Source organism: Rhodococcus sp. PvR099 (genome assembly GCF_017833315.1).
Taxonomy (GTDB): Bacteria; Actinomycetota; Actinomycetes; order Mycobacteriales; family Mycobacteriaceae; genus Rhodococcus_G; species Rhodococcus_G oryzae.
Window position 1 is genome coordinate 3,226,862 of record NZ_JAFIBV010000001.1, and the last position, 14,240, is coordinate 3,241,101.

12 protein-coding genes are annotated in these 14,240 nt (G+C 69.4%); 4 read left to right on the plus strand and 8 right to left on the minus strand.

Going from position 1 to position 14,240, the window contains the following annotated elements; translation table 11 throughout:
* Window position 1: 1 nt before the first annotated feature.
* A complete protein-coding gene (locus JOE46_RS14710) occupies window positions 2-745 on the minus strand; it encodes a hypothetical protein (RefSeq protein ID WP_209927679.1) in 744 nt (247 codons plus the stop codon).
* A gap of 217 nt (window positions 746-962) precedes the next feature.
* Between JOE46_RS14710 and JOE46_RS14715 the strand changes: the two genes are divergently transcribed.
* Window positions 963-1,889: a bile acid:sodium symporter family protein gene (locus JOE46_RS14715; protein ID WP_209927681.1), complete on the plus strand. Its 927-nt coding sequence runs from the start codon at window positions 963-965 to the stop codon at window positions 1,887-1,889.
* A gap of 1 nt (window position 1,890) precedes the next feature.
* On the opposite strand, the gene zapE is transcribed toward JOE46_RS14715, so the two are convergent.
* Entirely contained in the window at window positions 1,891-2,847 is a 957-nt protein-coding gene (gene zapE / locus JOE46_RS14720; RefSeq protein ID WP_209927683.1) for a cell division protein ZapE, read from the minus strand.
* 55 nt (window positions 2,848-2,902) lie between these two features.
* Between zapE and JOE46_RS14725 the strand changes: the two genes are divergently transcribed.
* Window positions 2,903-3,514, plus strand: coding sequence for a TetR/AcrR family transcriptional regulator (locus JOE46_RS14725; protein WP_209927685.1), 612 nt, complete (start codon window positions 2,903-2,905; stop codon window positions 3,512-3,514).
* A gap of 33 nt (window positions 3,515-3,547) precedes the next feature.
* On the opposite strand, the gene JOE46_RS14730 is transcribed toward JOE46_RS14725, so the two are convergent.
* The 6 genes from JOE46_RS14730 to JOE46_RS14755 form a co-directional block, all read right to left on the minus strand.
* Window positions 3,548-4,717 carry a lipid-transfer protein gene (locus JOE46_RS14730; protein WP_077042935.1) on the minus strand — a complete coding sequence of 390 codons (1,170 nt, stop codon included), beginning with the start codon at window positions 4,715-4,717 and terminating at the stop codon, window positions 3,548-3,550.
* Window positions 4,714-5,124, minus strand: a complete 411-nt coding sequence (locus tag JOE46_RS14735) for a MaoC family dehydratase (protein WP_077042936.1) — start codon at window positions 5,122-5,124, stop codon at window positions 4,714-4,716. Before JOE46_RS14735 ends, JOE46_RS14730 begins: the two co-directional genes overlap by 4 nt.
* On the minus strand, window positions 5,124-6,128 hold the full coding sequence (locus JOE46_RS14740; protein ID WP_097214262.1) for a bifunctional MaoC family dehydratase N-terminal/OB-fold nucleic acid binding domain-containing protein: 1,005 nt from the start codon (window positions 6,126-6,128) through the stop codon (window positions 5,124-5,126). Before JOE46_RS14740 ends, JOE46_RS14735 begins: the two co-directional genes overlap by 1 nt.
* A gap of 32 nt (window positions 6,129-6,160) precedes the next feature.
* Window positions 6,161-7,309, minus strand: a complete 1,149-nt coding sequence (locus tag JOE46_RS14745; protein ID WP_077042938.1) for an acyl-CoA dehydrogenase family protein — start codon at window positions 7,307-7,309, stop codon at window positions 6,161-6,163.
* Window positions 7,294-8,358, minus strand: a complete 1,065-nt coding sequence (locus JOE46_RS14750; protein WP_097214308.1) for an acyl-CoA dehydrogenase family protein — start codon at window positions 8,356-8,358, stop codon at window positions 7,294-7,296. Before JOE46_RS14750 ends, JOE46_RS14745 begins: the two co-directional genes overlap by 16 nt.
* 126 nt (window positions 8,359-8,484) lie before the next feature.
* Window positions 8,485-10,635: an acyl-CoA dehydrogenase gene (locus JOE46_RS14755; RefSeq protein ID WP_209927688.1), complete on the minus strand. Its 2,151-nt coding sequence runs from the start codon at window positions 10,633-10,635 to the stop codon at window positions 8,485-8,487.
* Window positions 10,636-10,764: 129 nt separating this feature from the next.
* Here JOE46_RS14755 and kstR point away from each other — a divergent pair, with 129 nt between their 5' ends.
* On the plus strand, window positions 10,765-11,427 hold the full coding sequence (kstR, locus tag JOE46_RS14760) for a cholesterol catabolism transcriptional regulator KstR (RefSeq protein ID WP_136910817.1): 663 nt from the start codon (window positions 10,765-10,767) through the stop codon (window positions 11,425-11,427).
* A 14-nt stretch (window positions 11,428-11,441) separates the two neighbouring features.
* Window positions 11,442-13,982, plus strand: coding sequence for a trehalose-phosphatase (gene otsB / locus JOE46_RS14765; RefSeq protein WP_097214259.1), 2,541 nt, complete (start codon window positions 11,442-11,444; stop codon window positions 13,980-13,982).
* Window positions 13,983-14,240: the final 258 nt, after the last annotated feature.

Below are 14,240 nucleotides of genomic sequence, written 5' to 3' on the forward strand. Positions count from 1 at the left end.
ATCAGCGAGGCGGGAACACTCCCGCGTGGGCGTCCGCGAGGAGGGTGACGAGCTCCTTGCCCTCGGACTCGTCGAGGACGTCGAATGCCTGGGAGGCGAGTTCGTCGGTGATCTCCTCGGCGCGCGCCCACCTGGCCCGGACATCCTCGCCCGGCGCCGTGTAGGGCGCGGGCCAGCCGTAGAGGGCGGCCTGGTCCGGCCCGCTGGCCAGCGGCGACCCGGCGATCAGGACGGCGTCCCGTGGGCTGACGCCCTGGCTCTTGACTGCGACGAGGTGGAGCCCGCCGCGCAGCTCGCGCAGGACGTGGGTCAGCTGGAGGACCCGCGCCCGCGGCTCTGCGGGCAGTGGCACGGCACGCCAGCCGGCGAACAGCGGCACGCCCGCGGGATCGGCATTGCCCGCGACCGCATCCATCAGTTCGGCGAGCCGCTCGGCGGCGTCGAACGCGGCGAGCTTGCGGACACCGAACTGCTGCGCGGCGAGCGCGTACCCACGGGCGGCCTCGGCGGCGGGCATCGTCACCGACTCCCAGGCGGCCCGGACGCTGTCGGCGGGGAAGAACCCCGCGGCGGCCGTCACGACGTCGGCGTCGACCTCGCCGAGGACACCGCACCGGCCGCGCATATACGGGCCGATGAAGCCGTCCACCCCGGTGGTACGGCCGAACTCCTTGGCCTCACGGGAGAACATGAATCCCCCACCGATCTGCTGGATCTGGTCCTTGACCGCGTGTGCGACCGTCATCGATTCCACCTCTCGCCGGGTACCGTCCCAGCGAGGCTATGCCACCCGTCATAGCAGCGGAAGACCGCTTCGTCGACGCGGCGACGACGGTGCGCCCTCCGGCACGACCAATCTGGGCGATATGCCCAATTCCGGTGCGGACACCCGTATCTTTGCGCCGAGACTTCTGCCGGCGACGCGTGCACGTCGCGAGACTTCCAGGAAATGGGGACCAGCGATGAATTCCGGGCTGTCCACTGTCGCACTGCCGCTCGCGTTGGCGATCATCATGTTCGGCCTCGGCCTGTCCCTGACCGTCGGAGACTTCGCCCGCGTGGCCAGGCATCCCAAGGCCGTCGCGATCGCGCTGGCGTGCCAGTTGATCCTGCTGCCCGCGATCGCGTTCGGACTGGTGCTGCTGTTCGACCTGCCGCCACTGCTGGCGGTGGGGATGATGCTGCTTGCCGCCTCCCCCGGAGGGACAACGGCAAACCTGTTCAGCCACCTGTTCCGCGGCGATGTGGCACTGAACGTCACACTCACGGCGGTGAATTCGGTGATCGCGGTGGTGTCGCTGCCGCTGATCACCAACTTCGCGCTCGGACACTTCGCACCGTCGGACGGCACGGGTTCCCTCGGCCTGCAGTTCTCGAAGGTGCTGCAGATCTTTGCGATCGTGCTGATCCCGGTGGCCGTCGGCGTCTGGGTACGGCAGGCGTGGCCCGCCTTCGCGGACCGGATGGATCGTCCCGTCCGGATCGGCTCGGCCGTGGTCCTGGCCCTGGTCATCGTCGGCACGGTGATCGCCGAGCGGGAGAACGTCACCGGGTACCTGGCGGACGTCGGGCTGATCACGTTGATCTTCTGCATCCTGAGCCTGAGCATCGGCTACGTGCTGCCGCGGAGGCTGGGCATCGCCAGCAGGCAGTCGATCGCCAGCTCGATGGAGATCGGCATCCACAACAGCACGCTCGCGATCACGATCGCGATCAGCCTGCTCGACAGCACCCGCATCGCGGTCCCCGCCGCGGTGTACGGCGTGGTCATGTTCCCGGTCGCGACGGCCTTCGGATGGCTGATCACCCGCGGCCGCGGGGACGAGCAGGGGCCGTCGGCGGCGGCGGGGTCGTCGACCGATCGCGACCTCGACCCCGCCGCCGGCTAGCTCATCCCAGCAGCGCCAATCTACTGCGGGTGCGTGTCAGGTCCAGCCCGCCCGCGACAGGCTCGGGTCCCGGCACCCGCCAATCCGCGCCGACCAGCGTCAGTTCGGTGTCCTGGTCGTGGAGGATGTCGACGACATTGCAGAATCGTTGCACCCCATCGGGACTCGCGTCCGCCATCCGCGGCACGCCGCTCAGCACCCAGCGCGGGTATGCCGCCGCCAGGCTCAGGTAGTCCAGCGTCGAGGTCGGCCGCTCGCACAGGTCCGCGAACTCGAACCAGACGAGATCGCCTGCCGCCGAGAGCGCCGTGATGGCCTGGGTGGTCGGGCGGAGCGTGACGCGATCGCCTGCCGCGGGCCACTGCAGGCCGGCCGCGTCGGAGAGGTACCGCCCCACACCGAATCGCCGCCCACCGGCCCCCTGCCCGCGGTAGTCGACGGCGCCCGCGACCTCGACGACCTCCATCCGCGCCTTGAGCACCTCGATGGTCGGCACGAACGTGTCGTGGAACAGCGGGTTCGGCATCAGCCCGTCCGGCGGATAGTTCGAGGTGACCACCAGCGTCACCTTGCGCTTGCCCAGCGCCCCGAGCAGCCTGGTCAACAGCGCGCCATCGCCGACGTCGTGTACGTGGAACTCGTCGAAGAACAGGATCTTGCTGCGCCCGAGCAGCCGGTCCAACGCGCGGTCGATCCCCTCGGTGTGCGCGAGTTCGTGCAGACGGCGGAAGAACTCGTGGAAGTGCACGCGAACTGTCGGAACGCTGCTCATGGCGTCGTGGAACACGTCCATCAGCCAGGTCTTACCCCTGCCGACCGGGCCCCACAGGTAGATGCCACGACCGGTCTTGAGGTCCATCGCGGCGAGACGTTCGGCGGCCGCGCGCTGCGCCGGATCGAGCACGAATCCGGCGCCCTGCGCGGCCCGGTCGAACGCATCCACTCGGATCGATTTCATAGCGTGACTCTACAAATGTAGAGTTTCACGGGTCAACGTGATCGGAGCAACATCAATGACGGAAACGACGGACCGGCGGGCGCGCATCACCGATGCCGCGCTCGACATCATCGCCACGGACGGCATCCGCGCACTCACCCATCGCGGCATCGACCGGCACCTGGGACTGCCCGCGGGATCTACGTCCTACTACTTCCGGACCAAACGCGACCTGCTGGTCGCGACGGTCGGACACCTCACCGAGCGGTCACGACGCGCCTTCACCGATTCCCAGCCGGAGCCGCAGGAGCCGAACACGGACATCGCCGAGATCGCCCACGGGATCGCGGTCTACGTCGACGGGTTGCTCGGCGACCGCGCCCGCGACATCCGTGCCCGCTACGCACTCACGCTGGAGATGGTGCACGACAAGCAGATTCAGGCCGCGCTGGCCGTGAGCCTGTTCTCCCGGGAGCGGGCGGTCGGGCTCACCCGCCTGCTCGACACGGGCGACCCGGAGCAGGACGCCGCGGACCTGATCGCCCTCCTGGAGGGTCTGGTCTTCGACCGGACCGTCGGCGCCAGGGCACTCGAGGGCCCCGTGCCGGGTACCGCCGAGAGCATCGCCGCGCTCACCGCGCCGATCGCAAAGGCGCTGACGCGCCCGTGCGCGGTTGACGAGTCCTAGCACTCGTCAACCGCGCACGGGCGCCGGAGGCGCCTACGCCGTCAGGACCAGCCCGGAGGTCGGCACACCGGTGCCTGCCGTCACGAGGACGTTCTGCACGTCCGGAACCTGGTTCACCGACGTGCCGCGGATCTGGCGGACACCCTCGGCGATGCCGTTCATGCCGTGGATGTAGCCCTCGCCCAGCTGCCCACCGTGGGTGTTCAGCGGCAGCCGTCCGCCCAGCTCGATGGCACCGTCCGCGATGAAGTCCTTGGCCTCGCCGCGGCCGCAGAAGCCGAGCTCCTCGAGTTGCATCAGCACGTACGGGGTGAAGTGGTCGTAGAGCACCGCGGTCTGCATGTCCTGCGGACGCAGCCCCGACTGGGCCCACAGCTGGTCGCCGACCAGCCCCATCTCCGGAAGACCGCTCAGGCCGTCCCGGTAGTAGCTGGTCATGATGTACTGATCGGCCCCGCTGCCCTGCGCCGCGGCGGCGATGATCGCGGGCGTGTTCGGCAGGTCCTTCGCGCGCTCCGGCGAGGTCACGACGATGGCGATGCCGCCGTCGGTCTCCTGGCAGCAGTCCAGCAGGTGCAGCGGCTCGGCGATCCACCGCGAGGCCTGGTGCTCCTCGATCGTGATCGGCTTGCCGTAGAAGAAGGCGTTCGGGTTGGTCGCCGCGTGCTTGCGGTCCGCGACCGCGACCCGTCCGAAGTCCGCACTGGTGGCGCCGTACACGTGCATGTAGCGCTGGGCGATCATCGCGACGAACGACGCCGGGGTGCTCAGCCCGTGCGGGTACGAGAACGCGTTGTCGGTGCCGGAGGAGTTCACCTGCTGCACCAAGGCCGAATTCACCTGTCCGAAGCGCATTCCCGAGCGTTCGTTGAACGCACGGTAGGCGACGACGACGTCCGCGACGCCGGTGGCCACCGCCATCGCGGCCTGCTGGATGGTGGCGCAAGCCGCGCCGCCGCCGTAGTGGATCCGGCTGAAGAACTTCAGATTCGGGATCCCGACCGAACGCGCAACGGCCACTTCGGTGTTGGTGTCCATGGTGAACGAGGTCAGGCCGTCCACGTCGGACGGCTTCAGGCCCGCGTCATCGAGCGCGGCCTGGACCGCCTCGGCGGCGAGACGCAGCTCGCTGCGCCCCGAGTCCTTGGAGAAATCGGTGGCACCGATGCCGACGATGGCGGCCTTGCCGGACAGCTCACTCATGCCGTCGCTCCGTCCATGACGAGGGTGACCGTCGACTTGATGTGGTCACCGAGACTGTCCTTGCCGACGATGTCGAGGGTGACGAGGCCGTCCTCGACCGAGGAGACGGCACCGGTCAGGGTCAGCGTGTCGTAGGCGTACCAGGGCACACCGAGACGCAGCTTGATCGACTTGATGACCGCACGCGGACCGGCCCAGTCGGTGACGTACCGCTGCACCAGCCCGGTGTCGGTGAGGATGTTGACGAAGATGTCCTTCGATCCGCGCTGCTGCGCCTTGTCCCGATCGTGGTGAACATCCTGGAAGTCCCTGGTGGCCAACGCCGTCGACACGATGAACGTCGGATCGCCGTGGATGGACAGGGCGGGCAGGGTCTCCCCCACCGTCGCTGTCAGGGTCGAGCTCATCACTGCTCCTTCACGGGACGCCACGCGTACAGCGTCCACGGCTGTTGTCCGGTCTCGTCGTCGCCCGGCAGGTCGAGGAACTCCACCTGCACCGGCATCCCGATCGCGACCTCGCTCGGATCGACGCCGCGGAGCTCGCCGAGCATCCGCACGCCCTCCGCGAGTTCCACGAGCGCGACGACGAACGGCAGCGAACGACCCGGCACCTTCGGCGCGTGGTGCACGACGTAGCTGAAGACGGTGCCGAGCCCGGAGGCCACGACGTAGTCCGTGCGCTCCGACTTGTCCTTCCAGATCGCCGGCACCGGCGGGTGCTGCAGCGAACCGTCCTGGCGCTGCTGGAGACGCAGCTCGTGCGCCGCGACGCCCTCCCAGAAGAACTCGGTGTCGCGCGACTGCGAGGGACGCAGCATCCGGGTCGGGTCGAGATCGTCGAGCGACTCGCCCAGGCTCGACGACGCGACTCCCGCGGGAGCGGGCGCCTCCTTCGCCGGGGGCGCGAACTTCAGGATCCGGAAGAGCATCTCGGCGACGACCTCGTCGCCGACCTTCCAGAAGTTCCGGGTGGTGAAGAACCAGCCCTCGCCCAGACCCGTCTTCTTCGGGCCCACAACGTCTTCGAGGACCGACTCGATGGTCACCTCTTCGCCCGGGCGGACATAGCGGTGGTACGTCTGGTCGCAGTTCGTCGCGACCACCGACGTGTACCCGGCCTCGTCGAGGATCTCCGTCATCCGGCCGAGCGGATCGTCCTCCTCGCGCACGGCACCAAGACCGCGCATCGTCCAGACCTGCGCCATGGCGGGCGGGGCGACGATGCCGCCGTGGCCCGCCGCGACCGCGGCGTCCTCGTCGACGTAGATGGGGTTCTCGTCACCGATCGCCTCGACCCAGTTGCGGATCATCGGCATGTTGATCGGGTCGCGGCCGGCGCGGGCCTTGCTGGCGCCGCCAGCCCGCACCCGCTCGGCCGCCGCGAGGATCGATGCTTCCTTGTCGCTCATAGACCCGTCGTTCACTGAAACCTCCGCCGCGGTCATCGGGGCACCTTCGGCAGGCCGAGGCCGGCCATCGCGATGAGCTCGCGCATGACCTCGTTGACGCCGCCGCCGAAGGTGATCACCACGTTCCGCTTGACCTGCACGTCGAGCCAGCGCATCAGCTTCGCGGTCTCCGGGTCACCCGGGTCGCCGTGCGCGCCGATGATCTCGTCCGCGATCCGGCCGACACGCTGGATGCGCTCGGTCGCAAAGACCTTCGTCGCCGACGCGTCCGCGATGTCCACGTCGCCGGTCGCCGCAGCAACCTGCCAGTTGAGGAGCTCGTTGAGCCGGTAGGTCGCATGGATCTCGCCGAGGCCGCGCTGCACGTCGGGTTCGGAGAGCAGGTCCCGCTTGGCCGCCCACTCGTGCACCTTCTCGTACAGGCCCGCGACACGGCCGGCCGGTCCGAGCATGACGCGCTCGTGGTTCAGCTGGGTGGTGATCAGGCGCCAGCCCTTGTTCTCCTCCCCGACCAGCATGCTCGCGGGCACGCGGACGTCGGAGTAGTAGGTGGCGTTGACGTGGTGGGCTCCGTCGGCGGTGATGATCGGGGTCCACGTGAAACCGGGATCCTTGGTGTCCACGATGAGGATCGAGATGCCGCGGTGGCGCGAGTCCGCGTCGCCGGTGCGCACGGCGAGCCAGATGTAGTCGGCGTCGTGGCCACCGGTGGTGAAGATCTTCTGGCCGTTCACGATGTACTCATCGCCGTCGCGCACCGCCGTGGTGCGCAGCGCGGCCAGGTCGGTGCCCGCCTCCGGCTCGGAGTAGCCGATCGCGAAGTGCACCTCGCCCGCGAGGATCGAGGGCAGGAACTTGCGCTTCTGCTCCTCGGTTCCGTAGGTCTGCAGCGTCGGGCCGACGGTCTGCAGGGTGACCGACGGCAGCGGAACATCCGCCCGCACAGCCTCGTTGACGAAGATCTGCTGTTCGATCTCGCCGAAGCCACGGCCGCCGAACTCCACCGGCCAGCCGACGCCGAGCCAGCCGTCCTTGCCCATCCGTCGAATGACCTCACGGTAAGTGGGGCCGTGCCGCTCGGTGAGCATGATCTCGGCCTCCTCCGGAGAGATCAGGCCTGCGAAGTAACGGCGCAGTTCCGCCTGCAGCTCACGCTGTTCGGGTGTCAGATCGATGAACACCGGGCCCCCACGAGGTCGAGTCGAGATGAGGCGCCGCCGACGAGGCGGGCCAGGTCTTTGGCAATGGAGAAGTAGCGGTGCATCGGGTAGGTCACGTCCACACCCAACCCGCCGTGCAGGTGGTGCAGGGTGCGCATCGCGGCGGGCACCTCTGCCGCGATCCAGTAGGCCAGCACCTCGAGGTCGTCATCCGCCTCGAGGCCCTCGGCCACCCGCCAGCCCGACGCCAGCGCCGAGACGTGCAGGGTCCGCGACGTCACGTAGACGTCGGCGATCTGCTGGGCCACGGCCTGGAAGGTCGCCAGGGGCTTGCCGAACTGCTCACGGGTGCGCAGGTGCTCGGCGGTCAGCGTGGTGGCGCCTGCGAGCAGTCCGTCGGTGTAGGCACCGATGCTCGCGAGCGCGATCCGGTACAGGGTGGCGTTGTCGCCTCCCAGCACCTCCGCCGCGGGGACCCGTACGCCGTCGAGCCGCACCGAGAACTCCGGGCTGCCCGAGGACGAGGAGATCTTGGCCAGCGTGACGCCGGGGGCGTCGGGCGAGATGAGCACGACGCCCGCGTCGGTCGGCACCAGGATCCGGTAGGCGAGGTCGGCGAACGGAACGGCGACCTTCAGGCCGTTGACGACGACACCGTCACCGTCGGCGACCGCGGTGGTCGACGGCGACGCCGCAAATGCCGCTCCGGGCTCGTTCAGAGCCGCGGTGAGCACCCGACCGGTCGCCACCTCGGCGAGGATCGCGTCCTGCTGTTCCTGCGTCCCCAGCGCGAGCACCGGGAGCAGGCCGAAGCCGAGGGTGGCCAGCGCAGGCACCGGCGCGGCACCGCGGCCGGTCTCGGTGAGCAGCGGCAACACCTCGGGCAGGCCCAGCCCGGCGCCGCCGAGCCGCTCCGGCACCGCGAGCGAGAGCAGGTCGGCCTTCGCCATCGCCTCCCACAACGCTGGGTTGAAGCCGCTGGTATCGGCGGGATCGGAGACCTCGCGGGCCAACAGCCCCACGACGATCTCCGCCACCGTTTCTTGTGTCTGATCCAGAGAGAAATCCACGCTGAACAATCCCGCCTACGAGTTAGAACTTGTTCTAGTTGTATCAGCTCCCCGGCACGGGGACAACGGTTCGGGCCCGGCACGGGAGCAACGCTTCGCCCCCATGCCGGGCACTTCCTGCCGCAGCTAGTCCCGCGGCAGCCCGAGGATCCGTTCCGCGGCCACCGTCAGCAGGATCTGCTCGGTGCCGCCTGCGATCGAAAGGCACCGGGTGTTCAGGAACTCCCGGGACAGCGGGCCCTCGATGGCGCCGCCCGGCCCGGACAGCTCCAGCGCGAACTCCGCGACCGCCTGGCGGTGCCGGACACCGACCAGCTTGCGCACGCTCGACTCGGGACCGGGATCCTGTCCGTCGAGCTGACGCAGGGTGGTGCGGTGCTCGAGCAGCGAGCCGACCATGGCCTCGCCGATCAGGAAGCCGACCCGGTCCTCGGTCACGGCGTTCGGGCCGCCGCGCTCGGCCAGCTCGAGCAGCTCCTCCATCGCCTTGCCCAGCGAGGAGCCGCCGCTCATCGCGACGCGCTCGTTGGCGAGCGTGGTGCGGGCCAGCTTCCACCCACCGTTGACCTGCCCGACCACGCCGTCGTCGGGCACGAACACGTTCTCGAAGAACACCTCGTTGAACAGTTCGTCGCCGGTGATCTCGCGCAGCGGCGAGACCCGGATCCCCGCGGTGCGCATGTCCACCAGGAAGTAGGTGATGCCCTTGTGCTTGGGCACATCCTTGTCGGTGCGAGCCAGGCAGATGCCCCAATCCGCCTCGCGGGCCAGGGAATTCCACACCTTCTGACCGTTGAGGACCCAGCCCCCGTCGACCTTCTCGGCGGTCATGCGCAGTGCCGCGAGGTCGGAGCCTGCACCCGGCTCGGAGAACAGCTGGCACCAGATCAGATCCCCGCGCAGCGTGGGCATCGCGAACCGCTCGATCTGCTCGGACGTGCCGTGCTCGAGGATCGTCGGCACCGCCCACCACCCGATGACCAGGTTCGGCGTCTCCAGTCCGGCGCGCACCAGCTCCTCGCCGATCAGGATCTGCTCGGCCGCCTTCGCGGACTTTCCGTACGGCGCCGGCCAGTGCGGAGCCAGGTACCCGGACTCGGCGAACGCGGCGCGACGCTCCTCCTCGGGCAACGCGACGATCGCCCCGATCTCGGCGCGCACCTCGGGACGCGAGGCCTCGAGGTCACCCAGATCGACGGTCAGGTGCCTGCGCTCGCCCGCCTGGGTGAGCTCCGCCACCCGAGCCCGCCAGTACGCGCCGCCGCCGAGCAGCTGCCGCAGCGAGAGGACCCGTCGCAGGTAGAAGTGCGCGTCGTGCTCCCAGGTGAAGCCGATACCGCCGAGCACCTGGATGCAGTCCTTGGCGGTGTCCACGGCCGCATCGAGGGCGACCGACGCGGCGACCGCGGCCGCGATGGGCAGTTCGGCGTCCGATTCCGCCGCGACCGCGGCATCCCAGGCCACGGCCCGGGTCTGCTCCACGCGGCAGAGCATCTCGGCACACAGGTGCTTGATGGCCTGGAACGAGCCGATCGGCTTGCCGAACTGCTCGCGGATCTTCGCGTACTCGACGGCGGTCCGCAGGCACCAGCCCGCCACACCCGCCGCCTCCGCGGCGACCAGGGTCGCGGCCAGATCCCTGACCAGTCCGGGGCGCAGCCCGACGACGATCCGGTCCGCACTCACCCGGACACCCGCACAGGACACCCGACCCAGCGGGGTGCTCACGTCGACGTTCTCCAACGCCTCGACGGTCAGTCCGTCCGCCTCGGCATCGACGAGGCACCACACGGTGTCGTCGCCACGCGAGGCCGCGAGCAGCACGCCGACACCGGGCGCGCCGCCGAGCGCGAGCCCGGCCTCACCGCTGAGGACCAGGCCGCCGTCACCGTCGGCCTCGGCCGTCACGACGCCGTCGATCACGACGCCGACCGGCAGGTTGCCCTCGGCCAGTTCGGGGCCCCACTGCTTGGCCGCGGCCTCGCCGCTGCGGCCGACGACCAGCGCCGCGAGCGCGGTCGAGAGCACAGGACCCGCGGCCAGCGCGGCGGCCGCCTGCTCGAGCATCACCGCGAGGTCGACGATCTCGCCGTCGGCGCCGCCGACCTCCTCGGCCTGCGCGACCGAGAACAGGCCGAGGTCCGAGATGGCGGACCAGTGCGACCGCCACGAATCGGCCGGCCCCTGCCGTAGCGTCTCGATCGGGTTCGTCGCGCGGGCCCAGGCCTGAATCGATTCCTGGACGGCACGCTGCTCGTCTGTCGTGGCGATTGTCACAAGGGAGGCCAACCTTTCATTACTGACAAATTTGTCTAGAACGTGTTCTAATATGTGGGCTGGGCAAGAGTCAAGACCTGGCACGAACTGCACGAACTCAACTACTCGCCGATATCAAGGAATCTGTGGATGACCTCCTCATCTCGAACCCGTTCCGCGGCTAAGACCGCCTCGACCAACGGGGCCGTCTCGACGCTGACCGACGAGGATCTCAGTTCCAACGCGCAGCGCGAGCGTCGCAAGCGGATCCTCGATGCCACCCTGGCCCTCGCGTCCAAGGGCGGCTACGAGGCCGTGCAGATGCGCGCCGTCGCCGAGCGTGCCGATGTCGCGGTGGGAACCCTGTACCGGTACTTCCCGTCGAAGGTCCACCTCCTGGTGTCCTCGCTCGCCCGCGAGTTCGAGAAGATCGACTCCCGCAAGAAGTTGCCGCCCGGCGACACCCCGATCGAGCGCATGCACCTGATCCTCGGCCAGATCACCCGGGCGATGCAGCGCGATCCGCTGCTCACCGAGGCCATGACCCGAGCCTTCATGTTCGCCGACGCCTCCGCGGCCGCCGAGGTCGATCAGGTCGGCAAGCTGATGGACTCGCTGTTCGCCCGCGCGATGAGCGACGGCGAGCCGAGCGAGGAGCAGCTCGCGATCGCTCGCGTCATCTCCGATGTGTGGCTCTCGAACCTCGTCGCCTGGCTCACCCGTCGCTCCTCCGCGACGGACGTCGCCAAGCGCCTGGAGCTGACCGTCGAACTCCTTCTCGGCGGCGGTTACAAGGATCCGGGCGTCGCGTAAGTAGACTTTGCGCAGTGAGTGCGCAAGACCTACCCGTCGAGCTTCGCAGGCGTCTCGTATCAGTCGCGAGAACGCCTCGGCTCCTCGTGGCGTCGGACTATGACGGCACGATGGCGCCCATCGTCTCCGACCCCGCGAAAGCCTTCCCGCACGCCGAGTCCGTGCGGGCCCTCCGCGCGTTGGCGAGCCTGCCCGCCACCACATCGGCGGTGATCTCGGGCCGTGCGCTCCGGGACCTGGCGATGCTGTCCCGACTCCCGGTCGAGGTGCAGTTGGTCGGCAGCCACGGCTCCGAGTTCGACGTCGGCTTCGTGCGCGAGATCGACGACGACGCCAAGCGATTGCTTCGGGAGGTCACCGAGGAGCTACAGGCCGTCGCCGCCGCGGGCCCGGGCGTCACCGTCGAGACCAAGCCTGCCAGCACAGCCCTGCACGTGCGCAATGCCGCCCCCGAGATCGCCGAGGCGGCGTTGTCGCGTGTCCGGGGTGGTGCCGCCACCTGGAACGGCGTACAGGTCACCGAGGGCAAGGCCGTGATCGAACTCGCGGTGATCACCACAGACAAGGGCGAGGCGCTCGACATCCTGCGGCACCGCGAGGGCGCCTCCGCCACCGTGTTCTTCGGCGACGACATCACCGACGAGAAGGCGTTCAGCCGGCTCCAAGGACCGGATCTCGGCGTGAAGGTGGGCCCCGGCGAATCGCTCGCCGAGTTCCGGGTGTCGAGCACCGAGGACGTCTCCGCCGCGCTGGCGTTCCTGCTCGAGGAGCGGCGCACCTGGCTCCACGGCGAAAGCGCCACCCCGATCGAGCGTCTCAGCATGCTGGCGAACCCCAGGACGGTCGCGCTGCTGACCCCCGACGCCACCCTGACCTGGCTCTGCCATCCGGAGCCCGATTCCGCCGCGGTGTTCGCGCACCTGCTCGGCGGCGTCGGCGCCGGCCACTTCACGGTCGGGCCCCTGCGGGAGGCGCTGCCGCTCAGCCAGCGGTATGTCGACGGCACCATGACCGTCGAGACCCGTTGGGCGAGCCTGCAGGTCACCGACTACCTACCCCACGACGTCGAGCAGGGCCGCACCGACCTCACCCGCGTGATCACGGGTCAGGCCAAGGCCGTGGTGACCTTCGCGCCGCGTCCCGAGTTCGGACAGGTGCAGGTGCACCTCGAGCAGGAGGCCGAAGGCCTGCGGGTGTACGGAACCAGCGATCCGCTCGTACTGCGCTCCCCCGGCATCGAGTGGGAGATCACCAGCGACGGTGTCCAGCAGAGCGCGCGTGCCGTCATCGACCCCGCGCAGGGACCGATCGTCCTCGAACTGCGCTGCGGCACCACGGAACTCGGACCGACCTCCGTGCCGGAGTCGGAGCGCCGGTCGCTGGCCGAGTCGTATTGGAGCGACTGGGCCGACGGCCTGACCCTGCCCGCCCGCAAGCGCGGGCTGATGAAGCGCTCCGCCCTGACGCTGCGGGGCCTCGTGCACGCAGACTCGGGCTCGATCCTGGCCGCGGCCACCACCTCGCTGCCCGAGGAGATCGGTGGCGTCCGCAACTGGGACTACCGCTACTGCTGGCTCCGGGACGCGTCGCTGACCGCGTCCGCGCTCGTCTCGCTCGGCTCGCTCGGCGAGGCCGAGGACTTCCTGGAGTGGGTGCACGGGGTGCTCGAGACGCTGCCCGGTCCCGAGCGCCTGCATCCGCTGTACACGATCTACGGCGCCAACCTGCCGCCCGAGGCGGTGCTCGACTCCCTCCCCGGTTACTCGGGCTCACGGCCGGTCCGAGTCGGCAACGCCGCGAACTCACAGGTGCAGCTCGACGTCTTCGGTCCCATCGTCGACCTGATCTCGCACCTCGCCGAGGCTCGCGAGAAAGCAGGACTGACCGAGGTACTCACCGACGCCGATTGGAACCTGGTGCAGGCCATGGTCTCCGCGGTCGAGCGCCGCTGGGACGAACCGGACAACGGCATCTGGGAGATCCGCGGTAACCCGCGCCACCACGTGTACTCGAAGGTCATGTGCTGGGTCACCGTCGACAGGGCCCTGACCCTGGCCGAGCGTTTCGGCCGGCAGTCCGGCCCCGGATGGACGGCGCTACGGGCCGAGATCGCCGACGAGGTCAAGGATCGCGGTTGGAGCGATCGTGCGCTCTCGTACACCGCTGCCTACGACGGCACCGATCTGGACGCGGCGACGCTGCACATCGGGCTCTCCGGGCTCATCGACCCGACCGATCCGCGGTTCATCGCGACGGTCAGGGCCACCGAGGCGGAGCTGCGCAGCGGCTCGACCGTGTACCGGTACCACCACGACGACGGCCTACCCGGCGGCGAGGGTGGATTCCACCTGTGCGCGGCCTGGTTGATCGAGGCCTACCTGCTGATCGGGGAGCGCTCGGACGCCGAGGCCCTGTTCGCGCAACTGGTCGATGCGGCGGGCCCGACCGGACTGCTCGCCGAGGAGTACGACCCGGTGGCCGAGCGTTCGCTCGGCAATCACCCGCAGGCGTACAGCCATCTCGGCCTGCTGCGCTGCGCGCACCTGCTGAGCTGATACCGCAGTACTGAGACACCCGGCCGTCGACTCGACGGCCGGGCTTTCTCGTCGAGTGTGCAGTTTGGGGTACCTCCCTGCACGAAGTGCTTGGGGGACGGGGCATCGCCCGAGAAGGGACGTCGGTAGGTGCACACTCGGCCGGCTGGGGTGTGGTGTCGAGTGTGCAGTTGTCGGGGCATCGCCCGAGAAGGGACGTCGGTCGGTGCACACTCGGCGAGTGGCCGGGGGCGGTGGCCGGCGGGGCGTGTGTGTGTG

Coding starts and splice junctions, on each gene's coding strand:
- JOE46_RS14710 (WP_209927679.1), bottom strand. CDS start 745: ATGACGGTCGCACACGCGGTCAAGGACCAGATCCAGCAGATCGGTGGG.
- JOE46_RS14715 (WP_209927681.1), top strand. CDS start 963: ATGAATTCCGGGCTGTCCACTGTCGCACTGCCGCTCGCGTTGGCGATC.
- zapE (WP_209927683.1), bottom strand. CDS start 2,847: ATGAAATCGATCCGAGTGGATGCGTTCGACCGGGCCGCGCAGGGCGCC.
- JOE46_RS14725 (WP_209927685.1), top strand. CDS start 2,903: ATGACGGAAACGACGGACCGGCGGGCGCGCATCACCGATGCCGCGCTC.
- JOE46_RS14730 (WP_077042935.1), bottom strand. CDS start 4,717: ATGAGTGAGCTGTCCGGCAAGGCCGCCATCGTCGGCATCGGTGCCACC.
- JOE46_RS14735 (WP_077042936.1), bottom strand. CDS start 5,124: ATGAGCTCGACCCTGACAGCGACGGTGGGGGAGACCCTGCCCGCCCTG.
- JOE46_RS14740 (WP_097214262.1), bottom strand. CDS start 6,128: ATGAGCGACAAGGAAGCATCGATCCTCGCGGCGGCCGAGCGGGTGCGG.
- kstR (WP_136910817.1), top strand. CDS start 10,765: ATGACCTCCTCATCTCGAACCCGTTCCGCGGCTAAGACCGCCTCGACC.